Source organism: Streptomyces sp. NPDC019224 (assembly GCF_040632605.1).
Lineage (GTDB): Bacteria > Actinomycetota > Actinomycetes > Streptomycetales > Streptomycetaceae > Streptomyces.
Window position 1 is genome coordinate 17,694 of record NZ_JBEYCF010000062.1, and the last position, 18,797, is coordinate 36,490.

The 18,797-nt window shown below is 73.5% G+C and carries 15 protein-coding genes and 1 pseudogene; 8 read left to right on the forward strand and 8 right to left on the reverse strand.

What is annotated here, in order from left to right:
• Window positions 1–190 precede the first annotated feature (190 nt).
• Window positions 191–1,327: a PLP-dependent cysteine synthase family protein gene (locus ABZ564_RS28900; protein ID WP_360862063.1), complete on the forward strand. Its 1,137-nt coding sequence runs from the start codon at window positions 191–193 to the stop codon at window positions 1,325–1,327.
• Between the two features lie 144 nt (window positions 1,328–1,471).
• Here the strand turns inward: ABZ564_RS28900 and ABZ564_RS28905 are convergent, their stop codons facing one another.
• Complete coding sequence (locus ABZ564_RS28905; RefSeq protein ID WP_360862065.1) at window positions 1,472–1,924, reverse strand: SRPBCC family protein; 453 nt, start codon at window positions 1,922–1,924, stop codon at window positions 1,472–1,474.
• Between the two features lie 48 nt (window positions 1,925–1,972).
• The gene (locus tag ABZ564_RS28910; RefSeq protein ID WP_360862067.1) at window positions 1,973–2,809 is read right to left on the reverse strand and encodes a DeoR/GlpR family DNA-binding transcription regulator; all 837 of its coding nucleotides are present in this window, start codon (window positions 2,807–2,809) and stop codon (window positions 1,973–1,975) included.
• Between the two features lie 269 nt (window positions 2,810–3,078).
• Between ABZ564_RS28910 and ABZ564_RS28915 the strand changes: the two are divergent.
• Window positions 3,079–5,363, forward strand: a pseudogene (locus ABZ564_RS28915) (hypothetical protein); the annotation flags it as partial.
• On the opposite strand, the gene ABZ564_RS28920 reads toward ABZ564_RS28915, so the two are convergent.
• From ABZ564_RS28920 to ABZ564_RS28935, 4 genes are all read right to left on the reverse strand, one after another.
• On the reverse strand, window positions 5,336–7,765 hold the full coding sequence (locus ABZ564_RS28920; protein WP_360862069.1) for a right-handed parallel beta-helix repeat-containing protein: 2,430 nt from the start codon (window positions 7,763–7,765) through the stop codon (window positions 5,336–5,338). The pseudogene ABZ564_RS28915 and the gene ABZ564_RS28920 overlap by 28 nt on opposite strands.
• Before the next feature lie 200 nt (window positions 7,766–7,965).
• Window positions 7,966–8,562, reverse strand: a complete 597-nt coding sequence (locus ABZ564_RS28925; RefSeq protein ID WP_360862071.1) for a hypothetical protein — start codon at window positions 8,560–8,562, stop codon at window positions 7,966–7,968.
• A gap of 134 nt (window positions 8,563–8,696) precedes the next feature.
• Window positions 8,697–9,521 carry an MOSC N-terminal beta barrel domain-containing protein gene (locus ABZ564_RS28930; protein ID WP_360862073.1) on the reverse strand — a complete coding sequence of 275 codons (825 nt, stop codon included), beginning with the start codon at window positions 9,519–9,521 and terminating at the stop codon, window positions 8,697–8,699.
• A gap of 42 nt (window positions 9,522–9,563) precedes the next feature.
• Complete coding sequence (locus tag ABZ564_RS28935; protein WP_360862074.1) at window positions 9,564–10,040, reverse strand: DUF6643 family protein; 477 nt, start codon at window positions 10,038–10,040, stop codon at window positions 9,564–9,566.
• Between the two features lie 133 nt (window positions 10,041–10,173).
• On the opposite strand from ABZ564_RS28935, the gene ABZ564_RS28940 reads away from it, so the two are divergent.
• Together ABZ564_RS28940 and ABZ564_RS28945 are read left to right on the forward strand one after the other, a co-directional pair.
• Window positions 10,174–10,848, forward strand: coding sequence for a hypothetical protein (locus ABZ564_RS28940; RefSeq protein ID WP_360862075.1), 675 nt, complete (start codon window positions 10,174–10,176; stop codon window positions 10,846–10,848).
• Between the two features lie 328 nt (window positions 10,849–11,176).
• On the forward strand, window positions 11,177–12,505 hold the full coding sequence (locus ABZ564_RS28945) for a TerD family protein (RefSeq protein ID WP_360862076.1): 1,329 nt from the start codon (window positions 11,177–11,179) through the stop codon (window positions 12,503–12,505).
• A 21-nt stretch (window positions 12,506–12,526) separates the two neighbouring features.
• On the opposite strand, the gene ABZ564_RS28950 is transcribed toward ABZ564_RS28945, so the two are convergent.
• Window positions 12,527–13,699: a glycosyltransferase gene (locus ABZ564_RS28950; protein WP_360862077.1), complete on the reverse strand. Its 1,173-nt coding sequence runs from the start codon at window positions 13,697–13,699 to the stop codon at window positions 12,527–12,529.
• Between the two features lie 58 nt (window positions 13,700–13,757).
• On the opposite strand from ABZ564_RS28950, the gene ABZ564_RS28955 reads away from it, so the two are divergent.
• The gene (locus ABZ564_RS28955) at window positions 13,758–14,543 is read left to right on the forward strand and encodes an aspartate/glutamate racemase family protein (RefSeq protein WP_360862078.1); all 786 of its coding nucleotides are present in this window, start codon (window positions 13,758–13,760) and stop codon (window positions 14,541–14,543) included.
• A 69-nt stretch (window positions 14,544–14,612) separates the two neighbouring features.
• Window positions 14,613–15,176, forward strand: a complete 564-nt coding sequence (locus ABZ564_RS28960; protein ID WP_360862079.1) for a hypothetical protein — start codon at window positions 14,613–14,615, stop codon at window positions 15,174–15,176.
• Here ABZ564_RS28960 and ABZ564_RS28965 read toward each other — a convergent pair.
• Window positions 15,124–16,329 (reverse strand): O-antigen ligase family protein, encoded by a 1,206-nt coding sequence (locus ABZ564_RS28965; RefSeq protein WP_360862082.1) that lies wholly within the window; start codon window positions 16,327–16,329, stop codon window positions 15,124–15,126. The genes ABZ564_RS28960 and ABZ564_RS28965 overlap by 53 nt on opposite strands.
• 259 nt (window positions 16,330–16,588) lie before the next feature.
• Between ABZ564_RS28965 and lnt the strand changes: the two genes are divergently transcribed.
• A complete protein-coding gene (gene lnt / locus ABZ564_RS28970) occupies window positions 16,589–18,184 on the forward strand; it encodes an apolipoprotein N-acyltransferase (protein ID WP_360862080.1) in 1,596 nt (531 codons plus the stop codon).
• Window positions 18,185–18,213: 29 nt separating this feature from the next.
• Window positions 18,214–18,693 carry an NUDIX domain-containing protein gene (locus ABZ564_RS28975; protein WP_360862081.1) on the forward strand — a complete coding sequence of 160 codons (480 nt, stop codon included), beginning with the start codon at window positions 18,214–18,216 and terminating at the stop codon, window positions 18,691–18,693.
• The last annotated feature ends 104 nt before the right edge of the window (window positions 18,694–18,797 follow it).

The window sequence follows — 18,797 nt, forward strand, 5'->3', positions numbered from 1 at the left end:
TGTGCCCATCCCGGGGCGTGCGCACCAGAGCGGGAACGTACGTGAACGGCGCATTCGGGCCGCATGGCCGCGCCGGTGCCCGGACGCGACACCAAGGCAGCGCTATGGACTGTCAAAGTCAACGTTTGTGCAGGTGGGGGGCATATCGTGGGCCCCGCCGAGACCGGTCGTACGAGGGAGAAGCGCGCAGATGGACACCAGTGAGCACGGGCACGGCGGCGCAGCCGCGGCGACCGTCGACATCGACCGTTCCGACCCGGCCTACCGTGCCTGGCTCAAGGAGGCCGTCCGCAAGGTCCAGGCCGACGCCAACCGCTCGGCCGACACCCATCTGCTGCTCTTCCCGCTGCCCGGGAGCTGGGGCATCGACCTCTACCTCAAGGACGAGTCGACCCACCCCACCGGCAGCCTCAAGCACCGGCTGGCGCGTTCGCTCTTCCTGTACGGGCTCTGCAACGGCTGGATCCGGCCCGGCAAACCGGTCATCGAGGCGTCGAGCGGTTCGACCGCCGTGTCGGAGGCGTACTTCGCCAAACTGATCGGGGTGCCGTTCATCGCCGTGATGCCCCGCACCACCAGCCCGGAGAAGTGCCGGCTCATCGAATTCCACGGCGGGCGCTGTCACTTCGTCGACGACCCGCGCCGGATGTACGAGGAGTCGGCGCGGCTCGCAGCGGAGACCGGCGGCCACTACATGGACCAGTTCACCTACGCCGAGCGGGCCACCGACTGGCGGGGGAACAACAACATCGCGGAGTCCGTCTACCAGCAGTTGAGGCTCGAACGGTATCCGGAGCCCACCTGGATCGTCGCCACCGCCGGGACCGGCGGCACCTCGGCGACCATCGCGCGCTACGTGCACTACATGCAGCACGACACCAGGATCTGTGTGCCCGATCCGGAGAACTCCTGCTTCTTCGACGGCTGGACCCGCCACGACCCGCACGCCACCAGTGACTGCGGCTCCCGCATCGAGGGCATCGGCCGGCCGCGCATGGAACCGAGCTTCGTGCCCGGGGCCATCGACCGGATGATGAAGGTCCCGGACGCGGCGAGCGTCGCGGCCGTGCGTGCCCTGGAACGGGCCATCGGACGCAAGGCGGGCGGCTCCACCGGCACCGGGCTGTGGAGCGCGTTCAAACTGGTCGCCGAAATGGTCGGCCAGGGCGCCAAGGGCAGTGTCGTCACCCTGATCTGCGACTCCGGCGACCGCTACCTCGACAAGTACTACTCCGACTCCTGGCTGGCCGCGCAGGGCCTGGACATCGCCCCGTACACCCGGAGCATCGACCACTTCCTCGCCACCGGCAGCTGGCCGGAGGCCTGACACCGGTGGCCGGGCCGGCGCTTCCCCCCACCCCCCTCCACGGCAGCGGTCGGTGCCGGGCGGACGACATACCCGGCGTACCGTCAGCCGGCCGCAGGCGTACCGGACATGTGGCGGCCGCCCCGGCCACGCACGGTCGCTGCCTCAGTCGTACCGCCGTGCCGGCTGGTCCAGCACGGCGTCGAGCACCCGGCCGAACACCCGCCTGCCCGCACCGGCGATCACCGGGTCGGCCCAGCGCGGCAGCAGCCGCACGCACACTTCCTCCACCCACACCACATGGGAGCCGGCCCGGTTCGGATACACATCGATCGACGCCCGGCCCAGTACCATCCGGCCGCGTTTCTCCAGCCGGCACATCCCCGCCCGGCTCCCGGCAGGCGGCGACCACCGGACCACTTCCATCGGATCGTCGAACGCCAGCGGCCCCACTCCGGTACGCGCCACGAAGACCGTCCCGACCCGGGCCGGCAGCCCCGCCGGCACCGTGATCCTGGTCAGCGGCACATGAGCGGCATGCCGTTCCCAGTCCGTCACCCGGCGCCAGGACTCGGCTGCGGGCAACGGGGAGAAACGCTCGATCCGGAAGACGGCCACAGCATGATCCTAGGCCGTGACAGCCCTGCCGCGAGCGGAGCGGAACCCTCAGCCGCCGGCGTGTCCGCCGCTCCCGCCGGCCACCAGCAGGCCGGGCAGATGTTCCTCCATCTCCGCCCGCGCGCCCGCCGGCAGGCCGGCGTCCGTGATGAGCGTGCTCACCTGGTCCAGCGTGGCGAACGAGCTGAGACCGACCGTGCCCCACTTGGTGTGGTCGGCGACCACCACCACCCGCCGCGCCGACCGCACGAACCGGCGGTTCGTCTCCGCCTCCGCGAGGTTCGGCGTGGACAGCCCCCCTTCCACCGAGATCCCATGGACCCCGAGGAACAGCACGTCGAAGTGGAGCATGGCGATCGTCCGGTCGGCGACCGGGCCGACCAGCGAGTCCGACGGCGTACGCACTCCGCCGGTGAGGACGACCGTGGCCGCCCCCGGCCGGCCGCCCGGCGCACCGGGCCGCTGCGCCGCGTGGAACACATCCGCGACCCGCACCGAATTCGTCACGACCGTCAGGTCCGGCACGTCCAGCAGATGCTGGGCCAGCGCGTACGTCGTGGTGCCCCCGGACAGGGCGATCGCGCTGCCGGGCACGGCCATCGCGGCGGCAGCCCGGGCGATGTCCTCCTTGGCGGTGAGCTCCAGCGCCGACTTCGCCTCGAAACCGGGTTCGTGCGTGCTCGCCTCGACCACCGGCACGGCACCGCCGTGCACCTTCTCGATCACACCCTGCCGGGCCAGCGCGTCCAGATCACGACGGACGGTCATGTCGGAGACGTTCAGCTTCCGGGTGAGCTCGTTGACCCGCACCCCGCCCCGTCGGCGCACCTCGTCGAGGATCAGCGCACGCCGCTGCTCCGCGAGCAGATTCTGATTCTCGCTCAACGCCGGGCCTTGCCCTTCCCTCTGGCCGTACAGGAGTCCGTATCGACGCAGTCATCCTGCCACGCGGTGTCGCGGGCCGTCGTCCGGGGGAGATTCCCTGGGAACGATGTGGCCACCGGCGCCCGTCCGCGACCGCGGTGACCGGGCATCAGCCGCCTTCCCCCTGCGAGAGCGAGACGCATGTGTCCCCTCCCACCCATGCCCCGCGCAGCACCGGCCCCGCGCTGGAGTTACTGGTCCACGGGGTGGGCGGGACCACCCCCCAGGAGATGCTCGTCGACCCGCGCACGGTCCGCGTCACCGGCGACACCACCGCGGCCATCCACCGGCGCTCCGCCGACGTCGACGCCGAACAGCATCCCGAACGGTACCGGGAGAAGCCCATCGCCGAGGCGTACTGCTGGTCCAACCTCACCTCCGGCAACGGCTCCCGCGCGCTGTGGCTGCTACTGCTCCCGTTCATGGTGATCAACCTCGCCCACTGGATGCGCCCCACCGCCCGGGGGCGCCCCCACGCGATCCGGCTGTACGGCGTTCTCGTGCGGCTCATCGCGCTCAGCCTCACCGTGCTGCTGACCGCCGCCGCCTGCGAGGTCGCCCTCGACCTCACCGCCTGGCAGTGCGCGGGCGTGCCGGACTGTTCCGGCCGGCGCTCCTGGCTGGGCTTCCTCTCCGCCGAGCAGGGCGGCTGGTGGTCCCAGCCCGGCCGCCGCCTCGCCCTGGCCGCCGTGGTGCCGACCGCGCTGGTCGGGCTGCTCTGGTTCCTGTCCAACCGCACCTGGAGCGCCTACGAGTCCCAGCGGCCGCTGACCGGGGCGGACGCGGACGACGAGGACGACCCCGCCCCCGGCACGGACACGGCGCCGGCCCCCGCGCGGCCCGCGCTCGGACGGCCCGGATTCTGGTACGGGCGCCGCCTCGTGGCCCGGCTGCGCGCCGCCCACACCGCCGCCGGCCTCCTCACCGTCACCGCCTCCCTCACCGAGGCCGCCGCCCGCCACGACCGCGCCGTCACCGGACCGGTCGCCCCGGTCCTCGGCCGGCTCATCGAGGGGGCTCTCGCCGTCGGGCTGATCGTCGTGCTCCGGGTGGTCTGCCGCCGGGGCCGCAGCGAACGGCGCCTCGACAACCGGCTCGACCGCGCCGTCATCACCTGGCTGCCCGGTGCCGCGCTGGCCCTCCTCGTCCTCGCCGCCGTGCACGCCGCCTGGTCACGTCCCGGCTGGACCTCCTCCGGAACGCTCCCCGGCGACGTCGCGTTCCGGGTGGTCACCCTCGCCCAGGGTGTCCTGGTCGTCGTCCTCGCAGCGGTCTCCCTCGACCTGTACCGGCGCTGCCCGGAGCCGCGCACCGTCCTGCGCGGCCTCGGCGGACCGGCCGTCGCGATGCTCGCCTGCGCGCTCGGCGGCGTGATGACCGGCGGTGTCGCCCAGCGCGTCGCCGACTGGCTCGACGGCCCCGGCAGCCCCGGCATGGGGCGCAGCGCCTTCATAGCGGGACCACCGGTGCTGCTCAGCTGGCAGGCGTCCGTCATCCCCGTCCTCCTCGTGCTGCTCCTGGTGCCCGCCGCCGTGCTCGGCGTGCGGACCTGGCTGACCGCCCGCAGGCTCGAACCAGTGGTCGAGGCGGAGTACGACGAGCCGTGCCCGGACCCGTCACGGACCAAGCGGATCGCCCGCATCCGGGCCACCGCCGCGCTCACCGACTCGGCGCCCGGCATGCTGGGGTTCGTCTCCGGTGCCACCCTGCTCCTGGGCGCTGCTGCGGTGGGCGGCGCCTGGGTCACCGGAGAGGTGCCCGGACTCGCGCTGGACGGCAGCGCCCCGTTCCTCGAATCGGTGGCCGAAGCGGCGCAGTCCACCGGTTCCTGGCTGATCGGCTTCGGCTTCCTCGTCTTCGTCGCCTGCGGCAGACGGGCCTACCGCGACGCCGCCGCCCGGCGCACGATCGGCATCCTGTGGGACGTCGGTACGTTCTGGCCGCGCGCCGCCCACCCCTTCGCCCCGCCCTGCTACGCGGAACGCGCCGTGCCCGACCTGGCCTCCCGCATGTCCGGCTGGACCGGCCGCACCCGGGGCCGCCTCGTCATCTCCGGTCACTCCCAGGGCAGCGTCCTGGCCGCCTCCGCGGTCTGGCAGCTGCCCGCCCGCACCCGCTCCCAAGTCGCCCTGCTCACCTACGGATCGCCGATCGAACGCCTCTACGGCCGATGGTTCCCGGCCTATTTCGGGTCCGGCCGGCTCCACGGGCTGCACCGCTCCGTGCACTGCTGGCGCAACCTGTGGCGGGCCACCGACCCCATCGGCGGCGAGATCCGGCTCGGGGAGGAATCCGGCCCCGAGGTCGACCGGGGCCCGCTCAAGGACCCGCTGGTCTACGGGCGGACCCCGGAGCACCCGCTGCCCGAACCGGTGCTCGGCCACTCCGACTACCAGGCCGACCCCGCCTTCGCCGAGGAACGCGCCGCCCTCCTGGAACGGCTCGGCCCCGTCCTGCCCCAGCAGGCGGACCCGGTCCGCGAGGACTTCAGGGCAGTTCCGGGAGGTCCTCCGGATACAGCAGAGTGAGATCGTCCTTGCTCGGATCGGCGAGCTGGGCGACCCGGCCGGCATGCCGCTCGACCATCGACTCGAAGGTCTGGCGAGCGGTGCGCCCGTTGCCGAAGGCCGGCCCCTTGGGCAACTCGGTGAAGTACTTCAGCAGCGCCTCACCGGTGCCCGACGCCAGGCTGTACTCCTGCTCCTGGGACTGCTGCTCGACGATCCTGAGCAGCTCGGCCGGTTCGTAGTCGCTGAACGTGATGGTCCGCGAGAAGCGGGACGCCACCCCGGGGTTGACGGTCAGGAACCGCTCCATCTCCCGGGTGTACCCGGCGACGATGACGACCACCGCCTCCCGGTGGTCCTCCATCAGCTTCACCAGCGTGTCGATCGCCTCCCGGCCGAAGTCCCGGCCGGAGTCCTCGGGCGACAGCGCGTACGCCTCGTCGACGAACAGCACCCCGCCGCGCGCCCGGTCGAACGCCTCCTGCGTACGAATGGCGGTCGAGCCGATGTGCTCACCGACCAGGTCGACCCGGGACACCTCGACGAGATGGCCCCGCTCCAGCACCCCGAGCGCGGCCAGGATCTCGCCGTACAGCCGTGCCACCGTGGTCTTGCCGGTGCCCGGGGAACCGGTGAAGACGAGATGACGGCGGACCGACGCGGCCTTGAGGCCCGCCTCCCGGCGCCTGCGCCCCACCTCGATCATGTCCGTGAGAGCCCGCACCTCCCGCTTGACGCTGTCCAGGCCGACCAGCGCGTCCAGCTCGCCCAGGACCTCCCCGGAGGTGCGCCCGGGCTCGGCCGGTGCCGCCGGCACAGCCTCCACGGGGCGCGGCGCGGGCACCGAACCGAGCAGCCCGGGCGACGACTGCACGGCCGTCAGGACGGTGGCCGACGGGGGAGCGGCCGTCCGCAGCCCGCTCTCGTCGCTCGTGCAGTCCTCCACGGACGGCCCGCTCCCCGCGCCGTCCCCGCGGCCCGTGCCGTCGGGGAACTCGTAACCGCCGCGGGCGCACCGCTCGGTGCGGCACCGGGTCAGGGCCGTACGGCAGCCCTCCATCACATGGAAGCCGTATCCCTCGCTCCCCGTGACCCGGCAGCCGTTGAACGTCCCCCGGCCCTCGGCCGATACGTAGAAGCCGGCCTCGGCGGGTGAGGTCACCGTGCACCGTTCGATCACCGGATCGGCGCCCTTCGTGACGATCACACCCGTCTGCACCGCGTCGACGGTGCAGTTGTTCAGCGTGCCGCCGCTTCCGTGGTCCCGGAACCAGGCGCCGGTCGACGCCTCACGGATGCGGCAGTCGTCGAGCTGCGCGGTCGCGCCGTCGCTGACCGAGACCGCGGTGTTGCGGACCTGCGAGAGGTCGCTGTCCACGACATCGGCGCGCGAGCCCCGGTCGAGGACGAACAGGGCGTCCGGCACGTCGTGGACCCGGCAGGAATCCAGTATCACCGTCGCCCCGTCACTGACCCAGACCGCCGGGTAGTCGCCCGTACTGTCGTGGATCTCGCACTGGTTGGCGTCGACCCGGGTGCCGGGGTCCCACACGGAGAGCCCGTTGCGCCCGAAGCGGCGCACCGTCGAGCGGGTCAGCGTCAGCACCGCCCGCGAACGCAGGTCCACCGCGTTCTCCGGGATGTCGTGGATGTCGCAGTCGGCCAGCGTGAGAACCGCGTCGGTGTCCAGGGTGACGCCGTCCGCCGAGGTGCGGTGCACCGTGCAGTCGGTGAGATGGGCGGCGGCGCGGGCGGTCACCTGAAGCCCGCTGCCCTTGATCTCGTACACCTCGCAGCCCAGGGCCTCCAGGCCGCTGCCCTCGCCGGTGACGGACAGGCCCGCACCCGACGCGTGGTGCACCCGGCAGCGTTCCAGCCGGGGGTGCCCGCCGTCGCGCACGGCGACCCCGTACTGACCGGCCGAGACGATCTCGCACTCCTCGAACACCCCGCCCGCGCCGTCGAGTACGGCGATGCCGACGCCGGCCGGGTTGTCGACGGTGCACCGGCGCACCGTGGGCCGGGCCGCGCCCCGCACCTCGACGCCCGCGGCCGACCGGGTCACGATCCGCACGTCCGCTATCTCCGGCGCGCCCTCCTCGATGAGGAGGGCGGGGGCAGCCGAGTCCTGACCCTCCACATGGAGGTCCTGGACGATGGCGGAGGCGCGCAGCGTCAGCGGCACCCCGTCGGCGGGGGCGATGCGCACGGAGCCGACGGACCCCTCGGGGCCGCGCAGCGTCACCGCCCGCGCGATGACCAGGTTCTCCCGGTAGGTGCCGGGCGCGACGGTGAGCACATCACCGTCCGCCGCCGCTTCGAGCGCCGCGGAGAGGGAGGCGTATTCGCCCGTGCGGCGCCGCCACCGCGATGTGCCGGTGTGCGTCACCTGGACCGTGCCCTGTGCCATGGCGCTGTCGTGCCCCCGCCTCGTGCGTGTGTGATGCCCGTGTCACCGGCCTCGCGGCAGCGACCAGCCGGGGTCCGCCTGCCGGAGAGCGACGGGCGGGCCGGTCCACCGTAGCGCGCGCGGAGGTCCGGAGTTGCCCCGATGCGCAGGTCCCGGCACCCGCCCGCCGGTCGCGTCCCCCACCTCACAGGGCGGTACCACTAGCTGCCGGTGCCCGTCCTGCCCCAGTCCGGGCCTGCCGCTGCCCATGCCCGGTCGAGCCGTTCGTACCGCCGTCGCGTCATGCGCCGCATGATCAGGCGCCGGCCGCACTCGATCAGCAGGGCGGCCAGTATCGCGGCACCGAAGCCGGCCAGCGCCGCATGCGTGTGCGCCGTCGGCATGTCCATCGGCCGCAGCGCCGGATCGCCTTCCCGGTCGGTCCAGATCCGGACCCTCGCGCCGGGCTCCGCGTCGCGCGAGGCGGCCGTCACCGCCGCGGTGCGCGCGGTGCCGTCCGGCGCGTGCCACCGCGCGATCACCTCGGTCCGCGTCATGCGGCCGGTGGATATCTCAGGGTCCGCGAGGAGACGGGCGGCGGCCACCCGGCGCACCACGACGGCGGTGGTGAGGTGACGCTCGGCCCGCTGGGCGCGCACCGACGCCTGCAGCGCCGTATCGGTCCGGGCCCCGCAGAGCCAGCCGAGCGCCGGAGCAGCCAGCATCAGCAGGAGGAACGCGAGCAGCGCCAGCCACGCCTCGCACCGGTCCGTCGTCCGGCGCAGCGGGTTGTGTCGCCAACGCCAGACACCCGCCATCGCCCGCACCGTCCCGCACCCCCTTCCGTATTCGGCCCCGATCCGCCGAAAGGTCCCGGGCCGCGCAGCAAAAGCGGCCCACTGTGCTCAACGCGCGGCCCGCAGCCGTGAGTTCCCGGCGCCTTCCGGCGCCTTCAGCCGAGTATGCGGACCGGGTCGCCGAGCCGGATGACGCCCCGGGCGTCGGGGATGAGATTCTGGCCGAACAGCAGCTGCTTGCCGACGCGGCGATACCGGGCGAGCGTGCGCAGGGGCTCCTTGCCTCGCTCGGCGGTGTCCTGGCCGGTCGTCGTGATGACACAGCGGCCGCAGGGTTTGACGACGCGGAACGGCACGTCACCGATCGCGATCCGGCTCCAGCCGTCCTCCGCCCAGGCGTCCGTGCCGCCCACCACCACATTGGGCCGGAAACGGTCCATCGGCAGGGGCCCCTCCCCGGGGTGGTCCCCGCGCGCGATGAGCGCGTTCAGGGCGTCGAGCGAGGCGTCGGTGGTGAGCAGGAGGGGAAAGCCGTCGGCGAGGCCGACGGGCTCGCCCGGCCGCGCGTACCCCGTGTCGATGTGCCTGCGCCGGTCCGGGGCGTCGAGATGGACCAGCCGCACCGGTACGCCGAGATGGTCGCCGAGCCAGGCATGGGCCTCCGGAGCCGCCTCCACCACCTCGACCCGGTCCCCGTGCAGCAGCGCCCCGACCGTTTCCCCCGGCTTCGGGACCTCCACGGTCAGTGCCGCCCTCCCCGGTGCGGACAGGGTGACACCGCCGTCCGGAGCGGGCACGGCGGAGACCAGCGCCATGCGGGCCAGCCGGCGCTGCGTGACGGCCGTACCCCCGGCGTCGACGAGCATCCAGCGGCGGTCGCCGTCGAGTCCCCATGGCTCGACGACGGCCTCGCCCACCGCGTACGCGGCCAGCGACTTGACCGGGTGAATGCGGACGGCGCTCAGCTCGGGACGGTGCATGCGCCCATTTTGCCAGGCAGCGCGCCCCGGGCCGCGCTTTGTCTAGTAGCCCCGGCCGCCCTGGTGGGGCCGGCTGTACGGGTCGTCGTACGGGGACTGCGTGGGGGCCGGCCGCGGCGCCGCGGGGCGCATCGACTCGTAGCCCGTGCTCGGCGCGGGCCGCTGCTGCTGCGGCGGGGGCGCCTGGTACATCCCGCGGCCGGCGGCCGGCTGCTGCGGGATGTAGGGCGCCGGCGCGTGCTGCAGCTGTGGGGGCTGCATCGGCGCGTAGCTCTGCTGTGCCGCCGGCTGCGGGTAGCCGTAGGAGGGCTGGGGCTGGGAGGGCGCCGCGGGAAGAGCCGGCAGGGCCGCGGGGAGCGCCGGCAGGTAGCTGTTGCCGGTGTCGTACGCGGCAGGCACTCGGATCGGTGCGATCTGAGGGGTGCCCCGCTCCGCGACCAAGGAGTCGTAGATCGGAGTGTCGGGGAACGACGGCGCGGCGTAGTAGCCGCCACCGTAGGTGGAGCGGGGGGAGGTCATGACACCTAAGTTAAGCCCACGATGTGCCGATTGGGGAGTCCCAATTTTATGCTCATCGGATTTACCCTCACTCTGGCTGTCCGACCTGCTGAAACCCCCTTGTCTTCCCGCCTGTGCCCAGAGGAATCCACCCTTGATTCACCGTCGAACCGCGTCCCTCATTCCGGTGCTCTCCGCACTGGTGCTCACCGCATGCGCACCGGACTCGCCCGCGCGGCCCGAAACCGACCGCAAGACGGTGGGCGAACGGCTGGCCGCAGCCGACGGCACGCCCTATTCGGCCGCCCTCGAAGCCGTCACCCGCTCCGGGGCGAAACGGCTCCAGCTCACGGAGGGGCGGATCAACCTCAACGCGCCCTTGACCGGGCGTACGACCGACACGACCGACCAGTACACCGAGGACGTCGTGATGACCCGGCGGACGGTGTACCGGCGCGCGGTCGGAACGAGCGGCGCGTGGCAGGAATTCCCCGCGGCGGTGGCCAAGGGCGGCATACCCGTCGGCCGGCTTCCGCAGTTCGTGCGGCTCATGCTCGCTCACAGCGCTTCGGTGGAGCAGGGGAGTGAACCGTTGCACGTGTCGGGCCGCCTCACTCCGAAGCAGATCGAATCGGTGGACCGGACCGTCGGCCGCAATCTCCGCCCCGCCACCTCGGTCGACGCCGAGGCATGGGTCGACGAACAGGGCCGCGTCGTACGCGTACGCCAGAAGATGCACTTCGCGTCCGGCCCCGACATTCGAGCATCGCTCGAACTCACCGATTTCCAGAGCGCTATTCCGGTGAACGCGCCCACCGGGCGGTCATGAGGCCCTGAGACTGCCGAAGCCCGGCCCCGGGACCCACGGCACCGGAACGCCCGCACCCGCCGCCTGCCGCGCCGGGGCCCGACGAACCGGAGAGCCAACGGCCGTCCGGCGTCATCACCCAGGACCCGAGCGCCCTCCACCCGCCTCTCGACGAGGACGGCGTCATCCGCTACGGCGAGCCCGCGCCGGAGGACGCCGCTGCCCGACCGGGAGCGGGGAGGGCGGGCGCCGTCTCCACGGGCCCGGGCGCCCGGACCCGTACCCCTGCGGGTCCCGTGGCGGGGCCGGCATTAGGTTGAGCCGGAAAGGTCTCGGCAGCGGACTCGTGATGGGGGCGAGCATGACCATGCAAAAGGGAACCAATGTCCCAGTGGCGGCCCAGGCCGTGCGTGTCGAAATGGGGTGGCGCACCGCCCCCGGGACACCGGATGTGGACGCCTCCGCGCTTCTTCTCCTCGCGTCGGGCAAGGTGCGCGACGACGGGGACTTCATCTTCTACAACCAGCCGGCCCACGCCTCCGGCTCGGTGCGTCACGAGGGCAGGCGCACCGCGGGCGGCGCGGCGACCGACACCCTGGCCGTCGACCTGGCGCGGGTGGAGCCGGCCATCGACCGCGTGGTGCTGGCCGCTTCGGCGGACGGCGGCACGTTCGGCCGGGTGAGCGGGCTGTACGTACGGGTCCTGGACGCGGTGAACGGCGCCGAGCTGGCCCGCTTCGACAGCTCCGACGCCACCGTGGAGACGGCCTTCATCCTCGGCGAGCTCTACCGGCGCCAGGGCGCCTGGAAGTTCCGCGCGGTCGGCCAGGGCTACGGTTCCGGACTCGAAGGGCTCGCCACGGACTTCGGGATCTCCGTGGACGAACCCCAGCAGCCGCACGCGGCACCTCAGCCCCCCTCGGCCCCCCGGGTCGCGGCCGCCCCGCCGCCTCCGCAGTACCCGCAGCCGACGCTCGCCGCGCCGATGGTGCCCCCGACGGCCCCGCCGGTTCCGCCGGCGCCGCCCGTCATCCAGCCCGTCCGGCTGACCAAGGTGACGCTCACGAAGGAAGCACCGTCCGTCTCGCTCACCAAGCAGGGCGGCACATCGGGCGCCATGCGCGTCAACCTCAACTGGGAGGTGCGCAAGCAGTTCAAGGGGTGGGGCAGCAAGCTCGGCCGGGCAGTGGCCCACCACTCGGACCTCGACCTCGACCTCTGCGCCCTGTACGAACTGACCGACGGCCGCAAGGGAGTCGTCCAGGCCCTCGGGAACGCCTTCGGCGCACTCCACCAGCCGCCCTTCATCCACCTCGACGGCGACGACCGCACCGGCGCCGTCGACACCGGCGAGAACCTGACGATCAACCTCGACCACAAGGCGCAGCTCCGCCGGGTGCTGATCTTCGTCACCATCTACGAGGGGGCCCGGAGCTTCGCCGACCTGCACGCCACGGTCACCCTCCAGCCCCAGCACGGCGCGCCGATCGACTTCTCGCTGGACGAGTGCACGGTCCCGTCCACCGTCTGCGCGCTCGCGCTCATCACCAACACCGGGAGCGACCTCACCGTGCAGCGCGAGTCCCGCTACCTGGTGCCGCAGCGGGGCGTCAGTCCGCAGCGCACCATCGACCACGCCTACGGCTGGGGCATGAACTGGACCCCGGGCCGCAAGTGACCCCGCCCGGGTGCCGCTGAGTCACTGATCCGGTGCGGCCTCGGGACGGGCGTACGTACGCCCCTTCCAGGCCGCACCGCGTCCCTGGTAGTGCCGCACCGCCGAATCGACGGTCATCAGCAGATACAGCAGCGCGGTGAACGGCAGCAGCGGGGCCGGCCACAGCGACTGCCGGTAGTAGCCGAGCATCGGCATGTACGTCCCCGCCATGACGGCCCACGCCAGCCCGCCGGCCCACGCCGCCATCGCGTCTCCGCCCAGCAGGCCGGCGGCCAGCGTCACCGGCGGGGCGAGATAGACCAGCGCCAGTCCCAGCACCGTGCCCAGCAGCACCAGCGGATTGTGCCGCAGCTGGGCGTACGCGCTGCGCGAGACCATCCGCCACAGATCGGCCAGGCGTGGATAAGGCCGCACACTGTCCACCCGGTCCGCGAGCCCCAGCCAGATCCGGCCCCCCGAGCGCCGCACCGCACGGGCCAGCGACACATCGTCGATCACCGCCTGCCGGATCGAGCCGGGCACCCCCGCCCGCACCGCGGCCTCCGTCCGCAGCAGCACACAGCCCCCCGCCGCGGCGGCCGTCCGCCCGGCCTTCCGGTTGACCCACCGGAACGGATAGAGCTGCGAGAAGAAGTAGACGAAGGCCGGCACGACGAGCCGTTCCCAGACGCTCGCCACCCGCAGTCGCGCCATCTGCGAGACCAGGTCGAAGCCGCCCGTCTCCGCGGCGGCCACCAGTTCCCGCAGGCTGTCCGGCTCGTGCGCGATGTCGGCGTCCGTGAGCAGCAGGTACTCCGGGTCCCTGGCACGGGCCAGCGCCATCCCGTGCCGTACGGCCCAGAGCTTGCCCGTCCACCCGGGCTCGGGCTCCCCTGGCGAGACCACGGTCACCGGCAGGCCGCCGTGCCGCACGGACAGGGCGCGGGCGATGTCCGCCGTGCCGTCCTTGCTGCAGTCGTCGACCAGGAAGATCTCGGCGGTCCCCGGATAGTCCTGCGCCAGCAGCGACGGCAGGCTGACCGGCAGCATCGCGGCCTCGTCGCGCGCGGGCACGACGATCGCGACCGAGGGCCAGCGGTCCGGGTCCGCGCGGCTCGGCAGCCGCTGGTCGGTGCGCCAGAAGAACCCCTGGCCCAGCAGCAGCCACACCCATGCGACAAGCGAAACCACGGCGATCCAGGCAACGGCGCTCATTGGCGGAAGTCTGCACCACTGAGCGGGGACCGCAAGGGCGGTCGACTATGGTGACCGGGTGAAGATCGCGCTCATGGATTCCGGAATCGGACTGCTCGCCGCCGCCGCCGCAGTACGCCGGCTGAGGCCGGACGCCGATCTGGTGCTCTCCTCCGACCCCGACGGAATGCCCTGGGGGCCCCGCACACCCGAGGACGTCACCGCCCACGCGCTCGCGGTGGCCCGGGCCGCCGCGGCCCACCGGCCCGACGCACTGATCATCGCCTGCAACACCGCTTCCGTGCACGCGCTGGAGACGCTGCGGGCCGAGCTGGAGCCGGGTCTCCCGGTCATCGGCACCGTTCCGGCGATCAAGCCCGCCGCCGCGGCCGGCGGCTCGGTCGCGATCTGGGCCACCCCCGCCACCACCGGCAGCCCCTACCAGCGCGGGCTGATCCGTGACTTCGCCGGATCCGCCGCCGTCACCGAGGTGCCCTGCCCCGGACTCGCCGACGCGGTGCAGTACGCGGACGAGCCCGGCATCGAGAAGGCCCTGGCCGCCGCCGCCGCGCTCACCCCGCCCGATGTGCGGGCCCTCGTCCTCGGCTGCACCCACTACGAGCTCGTCGCCGAGCGCATCCGCGACGCCGTCAGCAGGCCCGGCCGGCCCCCGGTCGTCCTGCACGGGTCAGCGGACGCCGTCGCGGCCCAGGCGCTGCGCCGGATCGGCGCGGAACCCGCTCCGTCGGCCCAACCCTCCTCGTCCCTCGCGGTCATCCTCAGCGGACGCGCCGCGGAAGTGCCCCAGGCCGCTCTGGCCTACCCGGAAGGGCGCGGGCTGGCCGCCGTCGGCTCCGTCCACTGACCTTCGGACGGCCCCGCCGCAGCGTTCTCGACCCTCCCCGCGCGCCCGTTCTTCAGTACGCTGCTCGGCATGAGGGAGCATCCCGGAGAACCGAAGCACACCGGAACCGGAACCCACTCGCAGGTCTGGGTCGGCCGGGCCACCAATCGCACCCAGTGGGTCCTTGCGGCCCTGGGCGCCGCCTGCCTGGCCCTGGGCATCCAGCTCGCGGTCAGCTCCACCTGGACCTCGGGCATCGCCCCGCTGCTGATGTCGGTGATCGGCTGCGTGGCCGCCGGTCTGCTCATGCTGTTCGGCACCCTTGCCTTCGTGAACGTGGCCGTCCGCGTCGACGGCGATGCCCTTGAGGTGCGCTGCGGCCACATGGGGCTGCCGCGCCGCCGCATCCTGCTCACCCATGTGGTGGCCGCCGAATTCGCCCCCTACGTGACCCCCCGGCAGTGGGGCGGCTGGGGCTACCGATGGCGGCCCGAGAAGGGCACGGCCGTGGTCGTGCGCCGGGGCGAGGGGCTGGTGCTGCGGCTCGGCGACGGCCGCACGTTCACCATCACGGTGGACGACGCCGAGGCGGGCGTACGGTTCATCCGCGCCCGCCTGCATCTGCCGCCCTCGGGCTTCCCGGCCGGGGCCTGACGTCCGCCCGCGCGCCCGGGTCCCCTGGCCCGCCGGCCCCGCACGTAGCGCCTGTCCCGCAGGCCGCGTCCGCCCCGCACGAGGCGCCGGTCCCGCCCGGGGCACCCGCCCCGCACTTCCCGCCCGCCCCGCGTGGATCGTCGGGCTCGCCCGCCCCGCCCGCCCCGAGGGGCCGCCTGGCGGACGCCAGCCCGGCCAGCAGCCCCGTGCCCGCGGTCACCGGGGTGAAGCTCAGCGCGTTGCCCACACTCGCCAGCGCGGCTAGCGCGGTGAGCGCCGCCCCCGCCGTCAGGACCACCGACGTGGGGCGCGGCGAGCGCCACAGCGCGTACAGCAGCCAGCCGAACGCCGCGCCCAGCAGCACCACCCCCACGACCCCCTGCTCGGCGGCCTGCTGCCACGGCGCCGAGTGCGGCTTCCCGTCCGAACCGAGGCTCTGCCGCGCGGTCGGGCTCAGCTCGTCGAAGCGGCCGGGGCCGATCCCGAGCACCGGATGCCGCTCGGCCAGCCGCGCGGCGTCCTGCCACAGATCGACCCGGTTCCGGGTGAGCCGACTCTCCAGGGAGGCCGTGAGCCCCTTGGGCAGCGCCTCCTCGGCCACGGCCCACGAGCCCCCGACGATCAGCCCGGCCACCAGCGCGAGACCGGTGAGCCCGAGCAGCCGGCGCCGCGTCCTGGCGGCGGCCAGCGAGCACATCAGCACCCCGATCGCCGCCACGCACCCGGCCACCGAGCCCAGCGCGAGCGAGGCCCCGGCCGTCCCGAGGGCCAGCAGCCGCAGAGCCGTACGCAACGGCCCCCTCGCGGCCCCCGCGGCCGCGCAGCAGGCAGACCCGGCGGCGAGGACCAGCAGTGCGGCGGCGGCACCGGCCTGGCCGGGCGCGTGGTCCGCGGCGGCCGTCGCACCCGGCATGCCGTGCCGCCAGACGAGGGCCAGGAGCAGGGCCACCAGCGCGGCGCCCGCGGCGGTGGCCACCGGCAGCAGGGTGCCGCAGATGCGCCCGCAGGCGAAGCCCGCCGCGACGGCGAGCAGCGCCAGCAGCACCCCCTCGGGCCTGGTCTCACGGCCCGCCGCGCTGATCAGCGACCAGATCGCACAGGCGGCGAGGATCAGGGCACCGGCGGCATCGGAAGCGGGTGTGTCCTCGGGCATGTCCGCGAAGTCCCGCCGGGCCCGCGACGCCCGGCCCTCGGGCCCCCGCCCCGCTGATTCAGCCATCACGTCCGTCCCCCGGCCTGTGACCGTCCCGTACGCCAGAGCCGGAGCCGGCCCGTCGGCGGGGGACTGGCGCACAGGTTAACGGCCACGCCGGGCATATGGGCGGAAGATGCGGAGAAATGATGCGGTGGTCGGGATTCCGCCATCGGGACGGGGCTCCCGGCGGCCCGCCGGCCACCGTAGACTCCGCCGGGTGAGCACCACCATCGCCCAGGTCGGCGAACCGCAGAGCCCCGCCCCAGCCCCCCGGACAGGCGGTTTTCCGACACGCCTCGCACGGCCCGCGGCCGCCGTCCTCTCCGGGGTGATGCTGTACCTCAGCTTCCCGCCCCGCCCCCTGGGGTGGCTGGTTCTGCCCGGGTTCGCCCTGCTCGGCTGGGTGCTGTTCGAGCGCAGGGCGCGCGCCGCCTTCGGGCTCGGGCTGCTCGCGGGGCTCGGCTTCATGCTGCCCCTGCTGCACTGGACCGGCGAGGAGGTCGGCCCGGTCCCGTGGCTGGCCCTCGCCGCGGCCGAGGCCCTGTTCGTGGCGGTCGGCTGCATCGGCATCTCCGCCGTCTCCCGGCTGCCCGGCGGACCGCTGTGGGCGGCCGCGGTCTGGACGCTGGACGAGGCGGTCCGCGCCCGGGTGCCGTTCGGCGGCTTCCCCTGGGGCAAGATCGCCTTCGGCCAGGCGGACGGCGTCTTCCTGCCGCTCGCCGCGCTCGGCGGCACCCCGCTGCTCTCCTTCGCCGTGGTCCTCTGCGGCTTCGGCCTCTTCGAGGCGGCACGCCGCTTCGCCCGCTACCGGACCGCAGGTGAACTGCGTCGCGGGGCCACCGCCGTGGCGGCGGCGGCCGTCCTCGTACCGGTGGCGGCGGCCTTCGCGGCGCTGCCCCTCGTGGACGACTCGGCCGAGGACGGCACCGCGACCGTCGCCGCGATCCAGGGCAACGTCCCCCGCCTCGGCCTCGACTTCAACGCCCAGCGCCGCGCGGTCCTGGACAACCACGCGAAGCGCACGGAGCAGCTCGCCCGGGACGTGAAGGCCGGCAAGGTCCCGCAGCCGGACCTCGTCCTGTGGCCGGAGAACTCCTCCGACCTCGACCCCTACCGCAACCCGGACGCGCGGATCGTCATCGACGACGCCGTCAAGGCGATCGGAGCCCCGACCGTCGTCGGCGCGGTCGTCGAACCCGACTCGGGCCCCCTGCGCAACACCCTCATCCAGTGGGACCCGGACAAGGGCCCCGTCGCCACGTACGACAAGCGGCACATCCAGCCGTTCGGCGAGTACATGCCGATGCGCTCCTTCGTACGCATCTTCAGCTCGGACGTCGACCGCGTTCAGCGCGACTTCGGCCCCGGGAAGAAGGTGGGCGTCTTCGACCTCGGGGGCACCTACACCGGGCTCGTCACCTGCTACGAGGCCGCGTTCGACGACGCCGTACGCGACACGGTCGAGCACGGTGCCCAGCTGATCGCCGTCCCCAGCAACAACGCCACCTTCGGCCGCAGCGAGATGACCTACCAGCAGCTCGCGATGTCCCGGGTACGCGCGGTCGAGCACAGCCGGTCCGTCGTCGTCCCCGTCACCAGCGGCGTCAGCGCGGTGATCCGCCCGGACGGCACGGTGGTGCAGAAGACCAGGATGTTCACCCCCGACGCCCTGGTCGACGAGGTGCCGCTGCGTTCCTCGCTGACCCCGGCGACCCGGATGGGGCCGCTGCCCGAGGGCGTCCTGATCCTGCTCGCGCTCGGCGCGCTCGGCTGGGCGGGGGCGCGGGCGGTGCGCGCCCGGCGTGTCCGCTGAACGGGAGGCGCGCCGCGTAGGGTCAGCGCATGGCCATTCCTGACTTCATCCGCGAGATCCGTGCCACCGCCGGGCAGCAGTTGCTCCTGCTGCCCGGCGTCACCGCCGTCGTCTTCGACGACGAGGGCAGAGTGCTCCTGGGCCGGCGTGCCGACACCGGCGAGTGGTCCGTGATCGGCGGCATCTCCGAGCCGGGCGAGCAGCCCGCGACGACGGCGGAGCGCGAGGTGTACGAGGAGACCGCCGTGCGCTGCGTGGCGGAGCGGGTCGTGCTCACCCAGGCGCTGCCGCCGGTCCAGTACGACAACGGTGACCGCTGCCAGTTCCTCGACATCACCTTCCGCTGCCGCGCCACCGGCGGCACGGCCCGCGTCAACGACGACGAGTCGCTGGAGGTGGGCTGGTTCCACGTCGACGCGCTGCCGGACCTGGCCGAGTTCGCGCTGCTGAGGATCAAGCAGGCGCTGACCGACGGACCCACCTGGTTCGAGTCCACCGTTTCGCAGTAGGGAGAACGCGAGGGCCGGGGGGGCGGCGCGCCCGGGGCCCCCCCCCCCGGGCCGGGGAGCGAGAAGTGTAAAATGGGCGAGAAACAAAAAAAGGGACCAACAAA